At 70.8% G+C, this 19,579-nt stretch carries 16 protein-coding genes; 8 read left to right on the forward strand and 8 right to left on the reverse strand.

What is annotated here, in order from left to right:
* Positions 1-346: 346 nt before the first annotated feature.
* The gene (locus ACIQGQ_RS29165) at positions 347-1,138 is read left to right on the forward strand and encodes a hypothetical protein (protein WP_402401051.1); all 792 of its coding nucleotides are present in this window, start codon (positions 347-349) and stop codon (positions 1,136-1,138) included.
* Between the two features lie 77 nt (positions 1,139-1,215).
* On the opposite strand, the gene ACIQGQ_RS29170 is transcribed toward ACIQGQ_RS29165, so the two are convergent.
* Positions 1,216-1,713 carry a MarR family winged helix-turn-helix transcriptional regulator gene (locus tag ACIQGQ_RS29170; RefSeq protein WP_402401054.1) on the reverse strand — a complete coding sequence of 166 codons (498 nt, stop codon included), beginning with the start codon at positions 1,711-1,713 and terminating at the stop codon, positions 1,216-1,218.
* A gap of 230 nt (positions 1,714-1,943) precedes the next feature.
* Between ACIQGQ_RS29170 and ACIQGQ_RS29175 the strand changes: the two genes are divergently transcribed.
* Together ACIQGQ_RS29175 and ACIQGQ_RS29180 are read left to right on the forward strand one after the other, a co-directional pair.
* A complete protein-coding gene (locus ACIQGQ_RS29175) occupies positions 1,944-2,795 on the forward strand; it encodes a lysozyme (RefSeq protein ID WP_402401057.1) in 852 nt (283 codons plus the stop codon).
* Between the two features lie 312 nt (positions 2,796-3,107).
* On the forward strand, positions 3,108-3,788 hold the full coding sequence (locus ACIQGQ_RS29180; RefSeq protein WP_402401278.1) for a polysaccharide deacetylase family protein: 681 nt from the start codon (positions 3,108-3,110) through the stop codon (positions 3,786-3,788).
* A gap of 67 nt (positions 3,789-3,855) precedes the next feature.
* Here ACIQGQ_RS29180 and ACIQGQ_RS29185 read toward each other — a convergent pair whose 3' ends face one another.
* Positions 3,856-6,666 (reverse strand): M4 family metallopeptidase, encoded by a 2,811-nt coding sequence (locus ACIQGQ_RS29185; protein WP_402401060.1) that lies wholly within the window; start codon positions 6,664-6,666, stop codon positions 3,856-3,858.
* A 227-nt stretch (positions 6,667-6,893) separates the two neighbouring features.
* On the opposite strand from ACIQGQ_RS29185, the gene ACIQGQ_RS29190 reads away from it, so the two are divergent.
* On the forward strand, positions 6,894-7,895 hold the full coding sequence (locus ACIQGQ_RS29190; RefSeq protein ID WP_402401064.1) for a TrmB family transcriptional regulator: 1,002 nt from the start codon (positions 6,894-6,896) through the stop codon (positions 7,893-7,895).
* Positions 7,896-8,010: 115 nt separating this feature from the next.
* Here the strand turns inward: ACIQGQ_RS29190 and lon are convergent, their stop codons facing one another.
* Both lon and ACIQGQ_RS29200 read right to left on the reverse strand, forming a co-directional pair.
* On the reverse strand, positions 8,011-10,437 hold the full coding sequence (lon, locus tag ACIQGQ_RS29195) for an endopeptidase La (RefSeq protein ID WP_402401067.1): 2,427 nt from the start codon (positions 10,435-10,437) through the stop codon (positions 8,011-8,013).
* 788 nt (positions 10,438-11,225) lie between these two features.
* On the reverse strand, positions 11,226-11,765 hold the full coding sequence (locus tag ACIQGQ_RS29200) for a GNAT family N-acetyltransferase (RefSeq protein ID WP_402401070.1): 540 nt from the start codon (positions 11,763-11,765) through the stop codon (positions 11,226-11,228).
* A 233-nt stretch (positions 11,766-11,998) separates the two neighbouring features.
* Between ACIQGQ_RS29200 and ACIQGQ_RS29205 the strand changes: the two genes are divergently transcribed.
* Entirely contained in the window at positions 11,999-12,907 is a 909-nt protein-coding gene (locus ACIQGQ_RS29205; protein ID WP_402401073.1) for an aminoglycoside phosphotransferase family protein, read from the forward strand.
* 175 nt (positions 12,908-13,082) lie between these two features.
* Here ACIQGQ_RS29205 and ACIQGQ_RS29210 read toward each other — a convergent pair whose 3' ends face one another.
* The 4 genes from ACIQGQ_RS29210 to ACIQGQ_RS29225 all read right to left on the reverse strand — a co-directional run bounded on the left by ACIQGQ_RS29210 (position 13,083) and on the right by ACIQGQ_RS29225 (position 17,494).
* The gene (locus tag ACIQGQ_RS29210) at positions 13,083-14,117 is read right to left on the reverse strand and encodes a hypothetical protein (protein WP_402401076.1); all 1,035 of its coding nucleotides are present in this window, start codon (positions 14,115-14,117) and stop codon (positions 13,083-13,085) included.
* Between the two features lie 98 nt (positions 14,118-14,215).
* Positions 14,216-14,734, reverse strand: a complete 519-nt coding sequence (locus tag ACIQGQ_RS29215; protein WP_402401079.1) for a hypothetical protein — start codon at positions 14,732-14,734, stop codon at positions 14,216-14,218.
* Between the two features lie 44 nt (positions 14,735-14,778).
* Positions 14,779-17,046 carry a DUF6571 family protein gene (locus ACIQGQ_RS29220; protein ID WP_402401081.1) on the reverse strand — a complete coding sequence of 756 codons (2,268 nt, stop codon included), beginning with the start codon at positions 17,044-17,046 and terminating at the stop codon, positions 14,779-14,781.
* A 16-nt stretch (positions 17,047-17,062) separates the two neighbouring features.
* Positions 17,063-17,494 carry a hypothetical protein gene (locus ACIQGQ_RS29225; RefSeq protein ID WP_402401084.1) on the reverse strand — a complete coding sequence of 144 codons (432 nt, stop codon included), beginning with the start codon at positions 17,492-17,494 and terminating at the stop codon, positions 17,063-17,065.
* Positions 17,495-17,816: 322 nt separating this feature from the next.
* Here ACIQGQ_RS29225 and ACIQGQ_RS29230 point away from each other — a divergent pair, with 322 nt between their 5' ends.
* The 3 genes from ACIQGQ_RS29230 (at position 17,817) to ACIQGQ_RS29240 (ending at position 19,574) form a co-directional block, all read left to right on the forward strand.
* Entirely contained in the window at positions 17,817-18,146 is a 330-nt protein-coding gene (locus tag ACIQGQ_RS29230) for a hypothetical protein (protein WP_402401087.1), read from the forward strand.
* Positions 18,147-18,188: 42 nt separating this feature from the next.
* Positions 18,189-18,683, forward strand: coding sequence for a DUF6328 family protein (locus tag ACIQGQ_RS29235; protein ID WP_402401089.1), 495 nt, complete (start codon positions 18,189-18,191; stop codon positions 18,681-18,683).
* Positions 18,684-18,749: 66 nt separating this feature from the next.
* Positions 18,750-19,574 (forward strand): nucleotidyltransferase domain-containing protein, encoded by an 825-nt coding sequence (locus tag ACIQGQ_RS29240; RefSeq protein WP_402401092.1) that lies wholly within the window; start codon positions 18,750-18,752, stop codon positions 19,572-19,574.
* Positions 19,575-19,579 lie beyond the last annotated feature (5 nt).

Below are 19,579 nucleotides of genomic sequence, written 5' to 3' on the forward strand. Positions count from 1 at the left end.
CTCGTCCGCCCATGAAGCAGAGGTGACGCACGGTCACACGCGGGGGCGTCCCTTCCCACTGGTACGGCTTCCGACCATTCCAGCGCTTCTGGGAGGGGGACACGCAACGACCACTCCACCACCTGAAGGAGTGAACATCACTCCCGAGTTGGCGAACAAGTCTGCCCGGAGAGGTCCTCGGCCACACCCGGTCCGCCGGGTGGAACTTCAGGGCGGGCTTTGGCAGGATGCCCGCCCGCACCCCCACGGAGGCCGCCCTTCCGCTCCGCCGCCGGCCGGAAGCCGCAGGTTCAGGCCAATCACACGGGCGTGCGGAGGGCGTGAAGGCGTCGTGCAGACTGGCCGCATGCTCTTCGCGCTGGCCACGGCCCCCGGAAGTCCCGAACACCCGAACGAGGACTGGGCGGCCACCGTTCTCCCCGCTTCCGGGTGGGGCGGAGCGCTGGTCCTGCTGGACGGGGTGACGCCGCCGCGGGGCGACGACGGTTGTGTGCATTCGGTTCCGTGGTTCACGGCCCGGCTGGGCGGCGCGCTGATCGAACTGTCCGGTTCACGGCAGGATCTGACCCTTCAGGAGATCCTCGCCCTGTCCATTGGGCGCACCGCCGACACGCACCGTTCCCTGTGTGACCTTTCTCACGCACGTACGCCGCAGGCGACGGTCGTCATGGCCCGGTGGGACGAGCACGAGATCGAGCACCTGGTGCTCTCCGACTCCGTGCTGCTGCTCGGGATGCGGGACGGGAGCGTGCGCCCGGTGCTCGACGACCGGCTGGACCGGCTGCCGCCCGGCTCGCTGGACTCCGCGGCGTTCACCGACACCCGGCTGCGCAACAAGGAGGGCGGCTTCTTCACCGCGGCCGCCGACCCCGCCGTGGCGTCCCGCGCGGTGACCGGGCGCACCCCGCTCGACCAGGTGCGGGCGATCGCCGCGCTGACGGACGGGGCGGCCCGCTGGACCGAGGTGTTCCGCGCGGGCGACTGGGCGGACTGCCTGAAGGTGCTCCGCGACGAGGGGCCGCAGTCGCTGATCGACCGGGTCAGGGTGCTGGAGGAGGCGGACGCGGGGGCCGGACGGACGCTGCTGGGCCGCGGCAAGACGCACGACGACGCGACGGCGGTCCACGCGACGCTGTGACGGGCGTTCGGGCGCCCGCCCTCGCGCCTCCCGGGCCGCCCCGGAGGCCGTACGTCCTCCACCCCCGGCCAGGGGCGTCAGTTCTCGGCGCGGGCGTTCAAGTGGTGGAGCAGCCTGGCCAGTTCGGCCACCTCGGCACGGTCCCAGTCGGCGAGCTTGCGGACGTAGCGCTCGCGGCGGGCGTCGCGGACGCTGCGGTAGCGGTCCAGCCCTTCGGCGGTGAGGTGGACGAGGAAGGCCCGGCCGTCGGCGGGATCGGGTTCACGGATCACCAGCCCGAGCGTTTCCAGGGCGCGGAGTTGACGGCTCATGGTCGCCTTGCCCACGCCGAAGTAGGCCGCGAGGTCGGTGGCCCGCTGCGGCCCCGCCGACTCCAACTGGACGAGCAGGCCGTACGCGGCGGATTCCAGGTCGGGGTGGACCTCCCGGGCCATCTCCCCCGAATTGGCGCGGGCCCGGCGCAGGAAGACTGCCAACTCCCGCTCCAGCGCGAGGAATGCGTGGTCCACACCACTCCCTCCGGTCGCGCCCGGTTCACTACCGCTTTCGCTCCCGTGCACGTCAACACCCCTCATGAGCTTTCCGGTCGCTGAAAATTTCTTTCACCGCAGGTCATCACCGCAGCTTGCGCCAGTATTTCGCAGGAGTAGACCAACGGCGGCGCCCGGACCCCCTTCCGCAGCGCGGGTCTACGTGCGTAGCGTCATGCCTGGCATGTTCACACCATTACATGCCCGCAGGGGGGTGTGCCCCACGTCCCCCTGGGATCAGCGCGTCCCCCCACCACGTCCTCGGAGGCACTCCCATGCCGGTGCTCAGATCCACTGCCAGGTCCTCCCGCCGCTCCCGTTTCGCAGCGGCCGGAACCCTCCTCGCAGCCCTCTCCCTCATGCTCACCCTGCCCGGTGCGGCGAGCGCCGCCGGCAGTGACGCCGCGGCCGCGAAGAAGCCCGCCAGGGGCACCGCCACGATGGGCATGGGCGTCATAGCCCACGACGGCGAGGCCGGACTCCCCCGCGACACCCGCGCCGTCCAGACCGAAGGCGTGGACGTCGCCAGCTACCAGGGCAACGTCGACTGGCCGACGCTCTGGGGCAGCGGCGTGAAGTGGGCCTACACCAAGGCCACCGAGGGCACGTACTACACGAACCCCTCCTTCGCGCAGCAGTACAACGGCTCGTACAACGTGGGCATGATCCGGGGCTCGTACCACTTCGCGACCCCCAACACCACGAGCGGCGCCACCCAGGCCAACTACTTCGTGGACCACGGCGGCGGCTGGTCGCGCGACGGCAAGACGCTCCCCGGCGTGCTCGACATCGAGTGGAACCCGTACGGCGCCCAGTGCTACGGCCTGAGCCAGGCCGGCATGGTCAACTGGATCCGCGACTTCGTGAACACGTACAAGGCGCGCACCGGCCGTGACGCGGTCATCTACACCGCGACCAGCTGGTGGAAGGACTGCACCGGCAACAACGCGGGCTTCGGCGCCACCAACCCGCTGTGGGTGGCCCGGTACGCCAGCACCGTCGGCGAGCTCCCGGCCGGCTGGGGCTTCTACACGATCTGGCAGTACACCTCGTCCGGCCCGTACGTCGGCGACCACAACCGCTTCAACGGCGCCCTCGACCGCGTACAGGCCCTCGCCAACGGCTGAGCCTCCCCGCACGCGCGTCCTCCCCGCGTACGCCGCGGCGCCCCGGTGCATCCCGCCGGGGCGCCGCGCGTTCCGCGTCCCGCACGTTCCCCGAGCAGGGATTTCACCATCCGAAGCGGTGAGGCACCCCACCATCCGTTGACGTATACACGCTGTGTATAGTCCTCCTCCGGCGCACCCGGCACACCGCGCCGCGCGCAACTGTTCAGCCACGGAGGAGTGACCGCCTTGCCCAAGAAGACGAAGCCGATCGGTAAGGGGTTGACCGCGGCCCTGGTGACGGCGCTCACGCTGACCCTGGGCGGCTGTGCGATGCAGACCACGGCTCCGGCCACGGCGCGCGCCGACGCGGGCTCCGACGCGAAGGGCACCTTCGGCCCGGTGGACTGCCGCAAGGCCAAGTGCATAGCGCTGACCTTCGACGCCGGACCGGGCGAGGACACCCCGCGTCTGCTGGACATACTCAAGGAGAAGAAGGTGCACGCGACCTTCTTCCTGCTGGGCAAGAACCATGTGAAGAAGCACCCCGACACGGTGCGCCGGATCGCCGCCGAGGGCCACGAGGTGGCCAACCACACCTGGACCCACAAGATCCTCACGGACCGCGACCCGGCCGACATACGCGCCGAGCTGAAGAAGACGCAGGACGCGATCACGGAGATAACCGGCAAGCAGCCCCGGCTGATGCGCCCGCCGCAGGGCCGCACCGACGACATCGTCTCGGGCGTCAGCAAGGACCTGGGCCTCTCCCAGATCCTGTGGAGCGCCACCGCCAAGGACTACTCCACGACCGACTCCGCGCTGATCAAGAAGCGGATACTCGACCAGGCGAGCCGGGACGGTGTCATCCTGCTGCACGACATCTACAAGGGCACGGTCCCCGCGGTGCCGGGCATCATCGACGCGCTGCAGAAGCAGGGCTACACCTTCGTGACGGTGCCGCAGCTGATGGCCCCCGCCGAGCCGGTCCCGGGCACCATCTACCGCCCCTGACCGTCCCGGTCCCACAGCGACGCGACCCCCGGCGCCGGTGCGCCGGGGGTCGCGTCGTCGGGGGAGGTCAGCCGCAGTTCCCGGCCGGGCGCTCGCGGGTCACCAGGTCGGTCGAGCCGGTGGTGCCGTCGATCCAGACCACCCGCTTCCCGCCGTCGGCCGCCGCGTACGACTGCTCGCCGCGGTTGCAGGAGACCCGCTGGACGCGCGAGCCGTCCAGGGGGAGCTGCCACAGCTTGGGCAGCGTCTCGTTGCGGTAGACGGTGTCCGGGGCCTGCGCGGTGACGGTGACCGCCTCGTCGGACGCCGTCAGGCCGTACGCGAAGAGCGCGCCGTCACCGGACTCCGGGCTGATGTCCTTGAGCCCGGTGCCGTCCCGGTTCGTCCGGCGGACCGCCATCCGGCCGCCGTCCTCGGCGTTCTCGTCGACCAGCCACACCACGGAGTCCTTGGTGACGGCGGTCTGGCCGAGCGCCTGCGGGTTGCCGCTCTGCGGGAGCAGCCTGGTCTTCCCGGTGGTGGTGTCGAAGACCTCGACGCCCAGCTCGTACTCCGTCTCGCCCGGGTAGAGCTTCCCGTAGGCGATGGTGGTGCCCTTGACGGAGCCCACGGCGGTGGAGAGGTGGTAGCGGCCGCCGTCCACGTACTCCTGCTTGCCGGTCCGGGTGTTCACGTAGCCGACGTGCTGGCTGCCGAACGGGTCGTACTCGGTGAAGACCACCAGGTCGCCGTCGACCCGCAGCCCCTCGACACCGGTGTACGAGGACCAGACCGTCCTGATCGGGCCGCCCGCGACCGGGCGGCTCAGGATGTCCACGCTCGTGGAGCCGAACGCCGCCCAGACCACGGTCTTCCCGTCGGTCGCCGGGTAGACGTGGTAGCGGCCGTCGTTGGGGCTGATCACCTTCGGCGCGCCCTTGCCGTCGGTGCGTCCGGCGCGGACGGAGTACGGCTCCGAACCGTCGTCGTTCGACGTGGAGGCGGCCCACCAGCCACCGCCCGCGCCGGTGCCGGTGCCGGAGGTGTTGAGCTTGCCGAGGAGCTTGTCGGAGTCGGCGCCGAGCGCCTTCTCCCAGCCCGGGACGATGCCGTGGGCGTCGAACGCCCGCTTGACGACCTTCAGCTGCTTGGCCGTGACGCCCAGCTCGCGGGCGGCGGCGATGGTGGCGTTGCGGCCCTCGGTGAAGCCGTCGAGCGGGGTCAGGTACGCCTCCAGCGCCCGGTAGGCGATCTTGTCGGCGAGGTCGGCGCCGAGGTCCTCGCGGATGTCCCAGAGGGCGCCGGAGTAGATCGTCGAGTTGAGGTGCACCCCGCCGTTGTCGGTGGAGAAGGCCACGCCGAGGAAGTTCTTCGAGGTGGTGGCGCCGTCGTTGAGGTCGCGCAGGGCGCAGTCGCGGGGCGCCGCGGTGCGGCACAGGTCCTCGCCGATCAGCCCGGCGTCCGGGTCGTCCATGGAGGTGCCCGAGGCGTCGACGTCGATGGCGTTGCCGAAGTAGTCGGCGACCGCCTCGTTCAGCGCGCCGGACTGGCCCGCGTAGACCAGGTTCGCGGTGGACTCGACGACGCCGTGGGTCATCTCGTGGCCGACCACGTCGAGGTCGGCGGAGAGCGGCTTGTACTCGCTGTCGCCGCTGCCGTAGACCATCTTCCGGCCGTCCCAGAAGGCGTTGACGTACGGCTGTCCGTAGAGCGTGACACCGACCAGCGAGTCGATGTTCATGCCGCGGCCGTCGAGGCTGCTGCGGCCGTGCTTCTGCTTGTAGTAGTCGTAGACCTGGCCGGCCGCCCAGTGCGCGTCGGCGGCGCCGGACTGGGCGGCCGCCTTGCCGAAGTCGCTGGTGGGGTGGGAGAACACGCTGATCCCGTCGGGCCAGCGCCCGGAGGCGGCGGTGACGTCGACGTCCCGGGCGTCCCAGGTGGAGATCATGCCCTTGCCGCTGTCCCACTGGTGGGCGTAGTCCGTCATGAGGTACCGGTCGGCGGACCGGTCGTAGTAGAGGTCGAGCGGGACCTGGGAGCCGTCGACGCGCAGGCCGGTGCCCTTGACGCCGGGGAAGTCGTCGGCCGGTGCGGCGGCCGGTGCCGTGCCCGCGGCGGCGGCCTTCGCGGGGGTGCCCGCCGGGGTGGTGCCCTGCGCGGTGAGGGTCTTGATGCCGCTGTACTGGAGGACCGGGAAGCCCGCCGCCGCGTCGACGTAGACCTCCTGGAGCACCGGTTCGCCGGTGGCCGGATCGGCGCCGCGTACGGTGACGTGGCGGGCGAGGACGCCGGTGCCCCGGGGGATGACCACGAGCCCGTGGTCGGTGCCGGTGAGCGCGGCGGCGCGGGCGGACTTCTTGCCCCGGGTGCGGACCGCGTCGGCCTTGGTCAGGGTGGCGCCCCGGAGCCGGGACGCGGTGACGGCGACGGCGCGCCGGACGGCGAGCGGGGCGTCGATGCCCGCCTCGGTGGAGGCGGTGAGTCCGGTGAAGTACTTGCCGGAGGTGCCGGTGACGACGCGCTTCCCGGCCTTCTTCTCCATCCGTACGACGTACTGGCCGCCGAGGACCGGGACGCCGTGGTGCTTCTGCTGGAAGCGGACCGTCTCCGCACCGCCCCCGGTGCGGGTCTCGACGGGGGCCAGGTCCCGTCCCGGGTCGGCGATCCGGTAGCGGGCCTCGCGGTCGGCGAGGTGGCGGCGGGCCGCGTCGGCGGGCTTCGCCGTGGCGTCGGCCGGCTCGGCGATGGCCTCGACGAGCGCGGGGGTGGCGGTGCCGTCCCCAGGGACGACCTCGGCGCCGGGCGGGGCGGAGGCGGGGGCGGCCGCCTGGGCCGGGAGCGCGCCCAGGACGAGCGCGGCGCTGCCGAGCAGGGCGGCCAGGGCGGCGCCCCTCGGCATGCCGTTCCCCCTCGGCGCGCGGCCCGTACCCGCTCCCGCGGCCCCGCGTGCACCTCTTCCGGACGTACGCGACGTACTCAATGCGACCCCTCCCACGTGCTTGGAAACCCCTTCAGGTGGTCATGCCCATGCAAGCGGCGGGGCGCCAACGGATCAATGTGACAGGTGTGTTGACAAGTGGACACGCCCACTTGTGTGCCCTGTGAAAGCGGAGTGAGAATCCAGGAATGATCCAGGGGGAGCTGACGGACCTCGGTCTCGGAGAGACCGAGCAGCGCGTGTACGAGGCGCTGCTCTCGGGGCGGGCCGAGGGCGCGCGGGAGCTCGCGGCCCTGCTGGACCTGGCGCCGGAGCGGCTGACCGCGGCGCTCGACCGGCTGACCGAGCACGGCTTCGTCCTGCCCGGCGGGCCGGACGCCCTGCCCCGGGCGGCGGCCCCGGGCGGCGCGATCCGCGCCCTCATCCACCGCCGCCAGGCCGAACTGCACCAGCGCTCGGCCGAGTTGGAGCAGTTGCGGATGAACGCGGACCGGCTGGCGGGCCGGCTGATGTCCGGCTCCCCCACCGCGCACGAGGGCGGCATCGAGGTCGTCGTCGGCCCGCGGGCCATCGGCGAGCGCGCCGAGTACCTGCTGGCCTCGGCCGAGCGCGAGGTGGCGATCCTGGACCGGCCGCCGTATGTGAAGGGCCAGCCGGGGAAGGGCAGTTCGCGTACGCCCGGACTGGACATCGGGGCGCTGCTGGAGCGGGGCGTGACGGTGCGCACGGTGCTGGACCGGGAGGGCGTCGGCTATCCGGGCCGGATGCGTTCGCTGACCGGACTGGTCGAGCGGGGGCTGCGGGCCCGGGTCGCCGAGGGCGTACCGACGAAGCTGATCACCGTGGACGGGCGGGTCACGCTGCTGCCGCCGAGCGACGCCTCGGACCCGACGGCCCTGGCGCTGGTGGTCGGCGACGCGCTGCTGCGCAACGCGCTGGTGCCGCTGTTCGAGACGGTGTGGGAGCGGGCGACGCCGCTGGGCGGTTCCGGCGGGGCGCTGCCCGAACCGCAGAAGGAGCTGCTGGGGCTGCTCGCGGCCGGGCTGAAGGACGAGGCGATAGCGCGCCGGCTGGGCGTCCATGTGCACACGGCCCGGCGCCGGATCAGCGTGCTGCTGGACTCGCTGGGTGCCCAGACCCGGTTCCAGGCGGGGGCACAGGCGACGCTGCGGGGCTGGCTGGAGGTGTGACCCCGGGGCGCCCCGCGAACGGGCACGCGGTACGGCCCGCTCCCCCGGGGTTCCCGGGAGGCGGGCCGTCCGTACCGGTCACGCGCGCGGCGCCACGTCCGTCACGCCGTGCCGCTCACGCCGCGACCGGGATCTCCTCCCGCGCCGGGGCCTCGGCCGGGGCCAGGGCGATCTCCAGGACCTGGCGGACGTCGGTCACCGGGTGGACCTCCAGGGTGTCCAGCACCTCGGCGGGGACGTCGTCCAGGTCGGCCTCGTTCCGCTTCGGGATGACCACGGTGGTGATCCCGGCCCGGTGGGCGGCGAGCAGCTTCTGCTTGAGGCCGCCGATCGGCAGCACCCGCCCGGTCAGCGAGACCTCACCGGTCATCGCCACGTCCGTACGGACCAGCCGCCCGGAGAGCAGCGAGGCCAGCGCGGTCGTCATGGTGATGCCGGCGCTCGGGCCGTCCTTGGGGACCGCGCCCGCCGGGAAGTGGATGTGCACGCCCCGGTCCTTCAGGTCCGCGACCGGCAGCTCCAGCTCCGCCCCGTGCGAGCGCAGGAAGCTCAGCGCGATCTGCGCGGACTCCTTCATGACGTCGCCGAGCTGACCGGTGAGGGTCAGTCCGGAGGCCCCGGTCTCCGGGTCGGCCAGCGAGGCCTCCACGAAGAGCACGTCGCCGCCGGCCCCGGTCACCGCGAGCCCGGTCGCCACCCCCGGCACCGAGGTCCGGCGCTCGGCCGGGTCCTGGGCCGACTCCGGGACGTGGTGCGGGCGCCCGATCAGGCCCCGCAGGTCCGCGTCGGTGACGGTGGCCGGCAGCTCCCGGTCGCCCAGTTCGTGCTGGGCCGCGACCTTGCGGAGCAGCCGGGCGACGGCCCGTTCCAGGTTCCGGACCCCGGCCTCCCTCGTGTACTCGCCGGCCAGCCTGCGCAGCGCGGACTCGTCGAGCACGACCTCGTCCGCCGCCAGTCCGGCCCGCTCCAGCTGGCGCGGGAGCAGGTGGTCGCGGGCGATGACGACCTTCTCGTCCTCGGTGTAGCCGTCGAGCCGGACCAGCTCCATGCGGTCGAGCAGGGCCTCCGGGATGGCTTCGAGCACATTGGCGGTGGCCAGGAAGACGACGTCGCTGAGGTCGAGCTCGACCTCCAGGTAGTGGTCGCGGAAGGTGTGGTTCTGCGCCGGGTCGAGGACTTCGAGGAGGGCGGCGGCCGGGTCGCCCCGGAAGTCGGAGCCGACCTTGTCGATCTCGTCGAGCAGGACGACCGGGTTCATCGAACCGGCCTCCTTGATCGCCCGCACGATGCGTCCGGGCAGGGCGCCGACGTACGTACGCCGGTGGCCGCGGATCTCCGCCTCGTCCCGCACCCCGCCGAGGGCGACGCGGACGAACTTGCGGCCCATGGCGTGCGCGACGGACTCGCCGAGCGAGGTCTTGCCGACGCCGGGCGGGCCGACCAGCGCCAGCACGGCGCCGCCGCGCCGCCCGCCGACGACCCCGAGGCCGCGGTCGGAGCGCCGCTTGCGCACGGCCAGGTACTCGGTGATCCGCTCCTTCACGTCCTGGAGCCCGGCGTGCTCGGTGTCCAGGACCCGCTGGGCGCCCCGGATGTCGTAGGCGTCCTCGGTCCGCTCGGTCCAGGGAAGTTCGAGGACGGTGTCGAGCCAGGTCCTGATCCAGGAGCCCTCGGGGCTCTGGTCGGAGGAGCGCTCCAGCTTCTCGACCTCCTTGAGCGCTGCCTCGCGTACGTGCTCGGGCAGGTCGGCGGCCTCGACGCGGGCCCGGTAGTCGTCGGACTCGTCGGCGGAACCGGATTCGCCGTTGAGCTCGGCCAGCTCCTTGCGCACGGCGTCGAGCTGGCGGCGCAGCAGGAACTCGCGCTGCTGCTTGTCGACCCCTTCCTGGACGTCCTTGGCGATGGACTCGGCGACGTCCTGTTCGGCGAGGTGCTCGCCGAGCCACTGGATGGCGAGCTTCAGCCGGGCGACCGGGTCGGTCGTCTCCAGGAGCCGGACCTTCTGGGCGGTGGTGAGGAACGGGGAGTAGCCGGAGTTGTCGGCGAGCGCGGAGATGTCCTCGATCTGCTGGACCCGGTCCACGACCTGCCAGGCGCCGCGCTTCTTCAGCCAGCTGGTGGCGAGCGCCTTGTACTCCTTGACCAGCTCGGCGGCGGCGCCCGGCAGCGGGTCGGGGACGACCGGGTCGACCCGGGTCCCCTCCACCCAGAGCGCGGCGCCCGGACCGCTGGTCCCGGCCCCGATCCGCACCCGGCCCCGGCCGCGGATCAGCGCGCCCGGGTCTCCGTCCGAGAGCCGCCCGACCTGCTCGACGGTGCCGATGACACCGGTACCGGCGTACGTACCGTCGATCCGCGGCACGAGCAGCACCTCGGGCTTGCCCCCATCGGCCCGGACCGCCGCCTGCGCGGCCTCGACGGCACCCCGCACCTCCGCGTCGGACAGGTCCAGAGGCACCACCATCCCGGGCAGCACGACCTCGTCGTCGAGCGGCAGCACGGGCAGGGCGAGCGGAGTAACCGCGGTGGAATCGGTAGCCATGATCTCCCCTTCGGCAGTCAAGTTGAGCTATGCAGACTCAATGCTCCTGAGCCGCCCATTGTTCCCAGGGGCGTGTTCGCTCTGAGCGATCGCACGGAAACCGTCCTGGACGCGCTGCGCACGGCCCGGACACACGCACCGCGAAGGCGGCCGCCCGCACCGCGCACCACCCCGGAACCAATCCCGCCCGGCCCCGGCACGGAACCGGCCGAGGTGATCCGGTTCGGAGCAGGAGCCCCCGCCGGATAGCCCGCTGACCACGAAAGGAGGGGTGGACCCGCTTCGTCGAGCACGAACCCTCCCCGCCCCCGCTACTGACCACGGCCCAGCGCGCCACCCTTTCCCGGAAGGAGCAGCCGCACGACGACGAAGTACGCCCGAGCCATCACGCCGATCTGTCGCCGGTGAACACCCCGACCATCCGGAAGGTCATCGCCACCTCGCGGCTGCTGGTCCAGCTCAATCGACAGCAGATCTCCGCCCGCCGGGGCTTCATCATCAGCGGCGCTTCTGGCACCGGGAAGACCGCTGCCCCCTCCCAGCTCGGGCGGGCTCACGAGATCGCCGTCCGCAAGCGCCACCCGCGCGACCGCTCCCGACTCCCGGTCCTCTACGCCACCGCGCCGGCGACGCACTCACCGCGCACCGCCACCTCGCCACCGCGTCCCGGCATGCCTGACCCCCTTCCGGACCCACTCCCTTCTCCCGAACGGAGACAGCTGCTACAAGCTCTCCTGATGACCGTCCCAGCAGTGCTGTCGAGTTGCGGATACGCACTGTCGAAGAACTCAGTCGGAGGGCGTGACCGGGGACCGCATACCGAGCCACTGCTCGGCATCCCAGGCGTGGAACCGCTCTACCTCGGTGAACCTCAGCTTTGCCGCGAGGCGCATCGAGCCGACGTTGGCGGTCTGGGTGGCGAGCACCACCGGCTCGCCGGGAAGGACACCATCGAGCCAGTCCAGTGCCGCCGCGCACGCCTCGGCGGCATACCCGAATCCCCACGCCCGCCGCAGGAACAGGTAGCCGAGATCGACCTTCCCGACGGCAGCCGGGCGGCGGTGCTCCGTTGCTCTCCTGAGCAGGACCTGGCCGATCATCGATCCATCGAGCTCTACGACGAAACTTCCCGGCCGCCGACCGGGCACCTCGGGCATCTCGCGCTCAAGCTCGTCACGCGGCCGGGGGCCTCCGAGGTAGGTGTGCACCTCCGGCGAGGCGTGCAGCTCGATGAACGCCTCCCGGTCCTGAGCCTCTGACTCACGGAGCACGAGCCTCTCGGTCCTGATCGGAGCAGATGGCCAGGCGACGGGTCCGAGATCAGTCATGTCAGCCAGCCAATCAACAGGCTCGGCAGCGATCAAAACTCGCCTCTGGCACAGATCCTGGGGAATGGTCGTGGAACCTCACTGGATCAGGATGATCTTGCTAAGCAGTTCGAATCCGGCTCCTCCGCGGTAGTCCTGTCGCTTGCCACCTTCGGCGCGTCCTTGTTTCGGCGAACCTGCCTCGCCCAGAAAGTCGCTGGCCTCCCGTTCCCACTTGCGGTGAGATTTCCGACGTGACGCTTCACGGAGATGAGATCCCGGTCGACGAGACGCTAGTCCGGGCCCTACTGAAGACAGAGCGCCCAGAGTGGGCCGACCTGCCGTTGTCGCCCGCAGGCGCGGGCACGGACAACACCATGTATCGGCTGGGCGATGACCTGCTCGTGCGACTGCCGCGAACTGCCGAGAAGGGGCGTTCCCTGCGAAAAGAGCAGGAATGGCTCCCCCGCTTGGCACCCTTCCTGGCGTGTCCGATTCCCGAGCCCCTCCACGCTGGGACGCCCACCGACGCATTCCCGCTCGTCTGGTCGGTCTACCGCTGGATTGACGGTGCCGAGGCCGGCCTGGACACCGTCCAGGACTGGGCCGCCTTCGGAGTCGACCTGGCGGCGGTCGTGAGGGAACTCCACAGCATCGACCTCATGGGCGCGACTCGCGCAGATGACCTCAGCTGGTACCGCGGAGGCAGCTTGGGGCCATGCAGCGAGTGGATCGCCCGGTGTCTCGATGATTGCCGAACCACAGTGGGTTCTGAGCTCGACGTCGACTCCCTGGAACAGATGTGGCGAGCCGCGCTCACGCTGCCCGAGCCTTCCAGACCTCACGTGTGGCTCCACGGCGACCTCAAGCCGACCAACCTTCTGGTCCGGGAAGGCAAGCTCCACGCAGTCATCGACTTCGGCGGACTCTCGGTGGGCCTTCCCGACGCCGAGCACTCCACGCTCTGGGACCTGCCGCCACAAGCACGACAGGCCTACCGGGACACCTTGGGCCTCGACGATGCGACCTGGGCCCGGGCCCGCGCATGGGCGATCGCGGTGGGCGTCAGCGGCATCTCCTACTACTGGCACACCTTCCCCGCCTTCGTCGCCGAGTGCCGAGCACGTCTTCGGGCGATCATCATCGACGCCGCTGCGTGTTGAGCGGCTTCCCGTCGTGAAAACGCAAGGTTGATCTGCACAACTCCTGCGCCGATCGGGCAGACAGAACGTTCGCCCCGCTGGCCACGATCACTTCCACATGCGGCCTCACGCGACACCGGACAAAAAAACCTGCCGGGCATCGGATCCGTGCGCCGACGGGGCCGAGGCGGGTCACTCAGAGCGAGGAGGACCAGGGGTCGTCGTCGTACGGTTCGGGCTCCTCGGGGCGGAGCATGCGGCGAACACAGCGCAGGAGTCCCGGTTCACCGGTTCCGGCGGCTGCACGCATCCACGGCAGGGCGTCCATGACGTGCGCGCGTTGGTCCGTGGCGAGGGTGTCGACGGTTTGGTGGAGGTCCTCGGGGACGGGCTCATCGGTGAGGCAGAGCCAGCCGATCGCCGCGGCCAGGCGGGCTTCGGGGGCCTCCGTTCCGTCGTGCCACCGCTCACGGAACCACGAGACGGCCGGCGGCCGTACGTGGGCCCGGGCGGTCTCGGCGACGGCGAGGAGCAGGGCGGCGCGGACCATGGCGTCATGCTCGGCGGCGAAACCGGCGGCAAGGGCGGCCCGGACCACGAGGTCGGGGTCGGCGGCGGTGGCCAGGGCATAGGCCGCGTCCATGCGGATGGCGGGGTCGGAGTCGTTGAGGAGCGGCAGGAGTACGGGGGTTCGGGCGGTGATCGCGGCCCGGGCGGCGGCCACCGACCAGCCTGCCGGGTAGCCCGTCACCTCGACACCGTAATCGTCGTAATCGTCGGGGGCGTGGCGCCGGGGATCGTTGCGATGGAGGAGGAGTTCGTCGCGGGAGGCGACGCCGTGATGCCGGGCGCGGGCCGGACCGGAGAGCACGGCAAGGGCGGCGGCACGGTGAGGGTGGCGGGCATCGGCGGCGACGGGGATCAGGAACGGAACGGCGAGGGCGGCGGCGGCCCGGCTGTCATTGGCGCACAGGCCGCCCAGCACGTCCGTCGCGCAGCGAGCGGGACCCTCGCCGGTGCACAGCAGGCGAACGGCCGCCCGGGCATCGTCACCGTGCGGGAAGTTCCCCCACGGGACAGCATCGAGGAGCGACCCGCCCTGGGCCTCGGACCGGACGGCAGCGACCACCGCCCGCACATCGAACCCGCCTCCCGCGAACGAGGCCGGATCCGCTCCGTCCACCAGCGCCCGGCACATCGCGAACGCCGGATCGGTCGGCCAATCCCTCACACCGCACCCCCATGATCGAATCTCCAGAGACTCGATCATGAATACCTTCACGCCGGGGGTTCATACACGGACGACGATGGGTCGCATCGGGCATGGGGTTAACCTGCGCCACCCTCCTCGCATTTCATCTCATTCCGGACAAATTCAACGAACTGCCGCAACAGTTTCGGCAGGACAGTCTCCAGTTTGCCTTTTCCGGATACACCGTCCGAGCTAACGGTCAGGTCGAGATACCGTCCATCCGATTCACCCTTCGTGGGGGATTCGCAGGCGAAGTAGGCGGAAGCCCCCCTCCCCCAGAAAATACCCTTGTCACCCACATCGATCGGCTTCGGATTCGCCTTGTCTAAATTACTCCAATCAACCCCTTCAAATTCTTGAAGATTGACATACGCCATAAATTTTGTCGCTCCGTCGATACTGACGGAACAGGTCACCGAATTGTATCGCCCGGAAAGTGCGAAGGGCCTGAATAAAACCTTAGCCCTCTCGCCCGTCGGCAGGATGGGCGACACGTCCCCGCTGTCGAACATGCCCCAACAAATCCGATCGGGCAGTTCTGGAACAGCCTTTTCCTCCCCGGCCGAACAGCCCACCAGAAAACCTGCCAGCACCACGGAGGTCAATAGCATCCCAGCAGAGACAAATAATCGGCGCACTTCTAGCTCCCCTTGCCGGATGAACTGGAAATCAAATCACGACCAACCGAATGCGCCACTACCGACTGAGTCGAGGCCGACCCTTGGTACTCGTCAATCTGCTCGGGCGGAAGACCGGCCCCCCGCGCTGCCGCACCCACCGCAGAACGGGCGGCCATCTTGACCGCACTCTCGGATTCCGTATACCTCGCGGCAGAATCGCGACGGGCTCCATCCGTGCTGTCATGCTCCGCGCCTTCCACAGCGGATTCGGCGATGTCTTCCTTGATCCAGCCGACCACGTCGCCTCCCACGGGAAGCATCTCGACGTACTTCGCCCCGACGGCGTCGATGATGCGATTCACCCATTTCGCGTTGTCCGCGACGCCCTGGTTGTACTCCTCGTCCTCGGCGATCTGCGCCTCATGGACGCCCTGCGCTCTCGCCTCGGTCATCATTCCGGCGATCTCACCTCCCGGGTGGACGGCGTTCCGTACCGCCTCGCCCGTGTCGCCGTGCTTGTCGGGGTTCTGGAAGACGTCGGAAACCAGTGCTGTGGTGTACGCCTGTTGGGCGTTGGTGATCGTGCCGTACGCCTGGGGGTCCTGGCCGACCGCGCCGAGGAAGAAGGCCATCTCGTCCTTCTTGAACTTCGCGGGTTCACCGAACGGCTTGATCTGATGGGCGCCGTTCTCCGCGGTGGCCTGGAGGTCGGGCATGTACTCGGCGGCCATGTTGCCGAAGTTCTGGGACAGCCCGTTGAGCCGCCCGTCCTCCTTCACTAGTCCGGGCTCGGTGCCGACCTTCTCGACGATCCTCTCCATCAGGCCGCTCATGGTCTTGCTGTGCGACACCGGCGGCGCGTCCTCGTCGCCCGGCACCCGCCCGGTGACCGCGGCCTCCAAGGCGTTGCCCAGGGCCGCCTGGCCAGGGTTCGGTTCCTCGTAGGAGACCGCGTCGTACACGTCGCTGTCGGGCTTCTTGTCGAGCAGGTAGTCGATGACGTCCTGTGCCCGCTTGCCCTTGAGGCGGCCGTCCTCCGCGGTCACGATGCCGTCCTTGTCGGTGTCCTCGCGCAGGGGCTCGTCGAAGAAGGCCGTCGACGCCTCGGGGTTGTTGCCCATGGCCTGCATCAGGCCGGTCAGCGGGTTGAAACCCCTGCCGCCGGTCTCGTCGAGGTTGATGAGCGACTTCGGGCCCGTGGGCATGTTCCGGGACCAGACGCCCGGATCCTTCTTGTCCATGGCGATCATGTCCCGGCCGACGGACAGCAGGAATTCCTTGTCGTACTTCCCTTCCCGGAGCAGGGCGCCCAGGGCCTGGTAGCCGTACACCTGCGCATAGCCGACACCGGGTACGTCGAACTTCTGGCGGCCCGCCCTCAGGAGCTGCGCGGTCCACGCGTCGCCGAGGTGGTGGGGGGTCGAAGCCTGGGTCGCGAGGCCGAGCATGGCGCCCATGTCGCCCTGAATGCTGCGTACCGTGTTCACCCGGTCCTGGCCGGCCGGTCCGAGGGAGGTCGCGTCCAGTGACATCCGCGCGTACGCCTCAAGGGTTCCCTCGGCCCCCAGCTTCCGGTAGAAGGCCGGGGCGAACTCGGGATCGTCGCGGTTGTCGTCCAGGAGGTCTTCGAGTTCCCTCAGCGCCGCCACGTTGCGCGCCGTGCCGCCGTCCCCGGTGACCTTCCTCATCAACTCAGCGGCCCGGTCCACCTGTTCGGCGTCCAGGGTCTTGTAGGTGGGAGCCGTGAAACCGTGTGCGTCCTTCGTGTTCGCCGCGAGGGCGCGTTTCAGGGAGTCGTCGGCGTCGGAGCAGTCCTCGACGACCCTGTCGATCCTCCTCTGCCAGGAGGACACGGCTTCGTTCTGCTTCCTCAGGGCTTCGGCGTAACCCGGATCGTGGCGTGCCGCGATGTCGCCCTCCAGGTCGTACCGGGGCCTGACCCTGCCCTTGGCGTCCACATGGATTCCGGCGGCCGGGCCCTCCTCGTCCCTGATCCCGACGAGCGCGTCCCTGGCGGTCCGGAACGACGCGAGTGCGTCCGCGAGCAGCAGCGCGATGCCCTCGGCCTGGGCCCGGGCGTCCTCGACCTCCTTGGCCGTCCTGGCGATGAAGGGCTTGGTGACGTCGGAGTTGACGCCTTCCCACCGCGCCTTCTCGGACTTGGCCCTCATTCCCTGCCGGGCGTCGTCGGCGAGCCTCGCCAGCTTGGCCGCCATGTCCGACCAGTCGTCCGCGGCCTCCTTCAACCTGCCGACGGGCGCGTTGACGACGTCGTCGAATGTCAGCACGGCGCTTCTCCCCGCCCTACCGGTAGTACTCGTCGATCCTGGACACGGAGAGCAGCTTGCCGCCGATGTCGGCGTCGTCCTCGGCGTGCACGGACCTGCTGTAGTCGAGGTGGTTGGAGATCCGGGCGCAGGCGTCCAGGAGTGTCCGTAACTGGCTGTTCCATCGATCGTGCACCGTCAGGAGCTGCGATCCGCTGGTGAAATTGCCGTTCGTCAGGGCGACCGCCGCCTCGAACGTGGCGGGGCGGGCATGGTCGCCGTCCCGGGAGAGCCGGCCGCGCAGCAGGTACGCCTCGTGTCCGACTGCCCCCAGGTCGTCCCTGTTCACCACCAGGTCGGCCGCGCCCCCGGAAGCCCCGGAGCTTTCCCCGACCCCGTTCGTCCGCGTGGGGGGCGACTCCTCCCGGACGGCCTCGGTCTTGATCCGTTCCCATTCGTTCCAGGCCATCGTGCGCCCCCGTTTCGGCCGGTTCTCGATTTCTCCCGCGGGTCTACGAGCGTCGCCCTCCCCCGTGACGGGCCCGGCTTTTTATTCAACAGGGGATGACCGATCGATTCGACAATTCTCTTGCGGCTCCTTGCGATTCGGTCAATTCAAGGCCGAAAGAGGGCCACTCGGGAGTCACCGTGCCCCCTACCGGCGAACGTGACCGCCACGGGGCGCGCGGCCCGTGTCCCGTCCCGGGCGGCGGATTGCCGTACGGCCGTACCGCCGTGCCCGTGGCCGTTCCCCCGGACACCCGACCCGGCCGATGCACCAACCTGGAGGCATGAACATCGAGATCCTCGTCGTACCGGACTGCCCGAACGAAGCCCCCGCGGCCGAGCGGCTGCGCCGCGCCCTCGACGACGTCGGCCTGGGCGGCACCGCCTTCACCGTCCGTACCGTCACCGACCTGGCCGAGGCCGAGCGGGCAGGTTTCACCGGGTCGCCGACCTTCCTCGTCGACGGCCGCGACCCGTTCGCCGAGCCCGGGCGCCCCGCCGCTCTCGCCTGCCGGGTGTACGCGACGGAGGACGGCCTCTCCGGGCTGCCCGGCCCGGGCCGCCTCCGCGAAGCACTGCTCGCGGCCGCGCGGGGTGCTGCTCCGTCCAGCTGAGCAGCGGTGGCGCGGCCGGGGCGCGGGGGAACAATGAGGCCCATGTCGCACATCTCGCCGAGTTCCGCGGCCCCGTCCCCTCATGGCGGGGAGACGCCGGCGGAGCGCGCCGACCGCAATCTGGTCGAGCTGCTCCAGGAACTGCGGGTCGTGCAGACCGGGGTGCAGATCGTCTTCGCGTTCCTGCTCGGTGTGGCGTTCACCAGCCGGTTCCCGGATCTCGACACCTTCGAGCGCGCCACGTACGTGGTGACGCTGCTGCTCACGGTGGTCTCCTCGGCCGTGCTGGCGACCCCGGTCGCCCTGCACCGGGGGATGTTCCACCGGGGCGTCAAGGCCCGGATCGTCGCCCTGTCGGCGCGGCTCGCCGAGATCGGTCTGGTCTTCCTCGCCCTCGCGCTCAACGGGGCCGTTCTCCTGCTGATGACGGTGGTCCTCGGCCGGATCGCCGGCATCGCGATCGCGGCCGGCACCCTCTCCCTCTTCATCGGCCTGTGGTTCGTCCTCCCGAAGGCGCTGCTCCGCCCGTCCCCGTGACCCGGGCCGGGGCGGCCCGGCGTGAATCCGCTGGGGCCACGGCGGGGCGACGGGCAGAGTACGGGCATGGACGATGAGGACGACCGGGGGCTGAACCCGGACGGAACGATCAGGCGGGAGGGCTCGCCGGGCCGGGTTCCCGCGCCCTTCGCCCCCGTGGTGGAGGCGGCCCGGACCCGGATCGCCGGGACGTTCGGCGCCGCGCGGCTGCACAGCGCGTACGTCTACGGCAGCATTCCGCGCGGCACCGCCGTTCCCGGGGTCAGCGACCTGGACCTGCTGGTGGCACTGCGCGGGGCGCCCACCGCCGCCGACGCGGCGGCCGTCCGCGCCCTGGAGGCCGAGCTGGACGCCGCCTTCGACCAGATCGACGGGGTCGGGGCGCTGCTCCACGACGCCGCCACCCTCACCAGCCGCCTGGAACGCCACGACCTCGGCTTCTTCGTCGCCTGCCTCTGCACCCCGCTGCTGGGCGAGGATCTCGCCGCACGGCTGCCCGCGTACCGTCCGACGCCGCTGCTCGCCCGCGAGACCAACGGGGACCTGGGCCTCGCCCTGCCGCTCTGGCGGCGCCGGGCCGCCGGGGCCGTCACGGACGCCGAGCGCCGGGCCCTCTCCCGGGGCGTCGCCCGCCGTCTGGTCCGGACCGGTTTCACCCTGGTCATGCCCCGGTGGCGGGGGTGGACCAGCGATCTGGCCGAATCGGCCGAGGTGTTCGCCCGCTACTACCCCGACCGCCCCGAGCGGATCGCACAGCTGCGCCTCGCCGCCCGCACCGGACGCGCCCCCTCCGCCGACCCGGCGGTCCTGACCACCCTCGTCGAGGACCTGGCCCCCTGGCTGGCGGCCGAGTACCTCGCGGTGCACGGGGAGAAGGCGCCCCGCCCGTGAACCGG

Origin of the sequence: Streptomyces sp. NPDC092952, assembly GCF_044754785.1 — a bacterium.
Lineage (GTDB): Bacteria > Actinomycetota > Actinomycetes > Streptomycetales > Streptomycetaceae > Streptomyces.

Excerpts from the sequence above, each read along its gene's own strand:
- ACIQGQ_RS29185 (WP_402401060.1), bottom strand. The coding sequence starts at position 6,666 with ATGCCGAGGGGCGCCGCCCTGGCCGCCCTGCTCGGCAGCGCCGCGCTC.
- ACIQGQ_RS29175 (WP_402401057.1), top strand. The coding sequence starts at position 1,944 with ATGCCGGTGCTCAGATCCACTGCCAGGTCCTCCCGCCGCTCCCGTTTC.
- ACIQGQ_RS29225 (WP_402401084.1), bottom strand. The coding sequence starts at position 17,494 with ATGGCCTGGAACGAATGGGAACGGATCAAGACCGAGGCCGTCCGGGAG.
- ACIQGQ_RS29165 (WP_402401051.1), top strand. The coding sequence starts at position 347 with ATGCTCTTCGCGCTGGCCACGGCCCCCGGAAGTCCCGAACACCCGAAC.
- lon (WP_402401067.1), bottom strand. The coding sequence starts at position 10,437 with ATGGCTACCGATTCCACCGCGGTTACTCCGCTCGCCCTGCCCGTGCTG.
- ACIQGQ_RS29180 (WP_402401278.1), top strand. The coding sequence starts at position 3,108 with ATGCAGACCACGGCTCCGGCCACGGCGCGCGCCGACGCGGGCTCCGAC.
- ACIQGQ_RS29235 (WP_402401089.1), top strand. The coding sequence starts at position 18,189 with ATGTCGCACATCTCGCCGAGTTCCGCGGCCCCGTCCCCTCATGGCGGG.
- ACIQGQ_RS29240 (WP_402401092.1), top strand. The coding sequence starts at position 18,750 with ATGGACGATGAGGACGACCGGGGGCTGAACCCGGACGGAACGATCAGG.
- ACIQGQ_RS29230 (WP_402401087.1), top strand. The coding sequence starts at position 17,817 with ATGAACATCGAGATCCTCGTCGTACCGGACTGCCCGAACGAAGCCCCC.
- ACIQGQ_RS29200 (WP_402401070.1), bottom strand. The coding sequence starts at position 11,765 with ATGACTGATCTCGGACCCGTCGCCTGGCCATCTGCTCCGATCAGGACC.
- ACIQGQ_RS29170 (WP_402401054.1), bottom strand. The coding sequence starts at position 1,713 with ATGAGGGGTGTTGACGTGCACGGGAGCGAAAGCGGTAGTGAACCGGGC.
- ACIQGQ_RS29190 (WP_402401064.1), top strand. The coding sequence starts at position 6,894 with ATGATCCAGGGGGAGCTGACGGACCTCGGTCTCGGAGAGACCGAGCAG.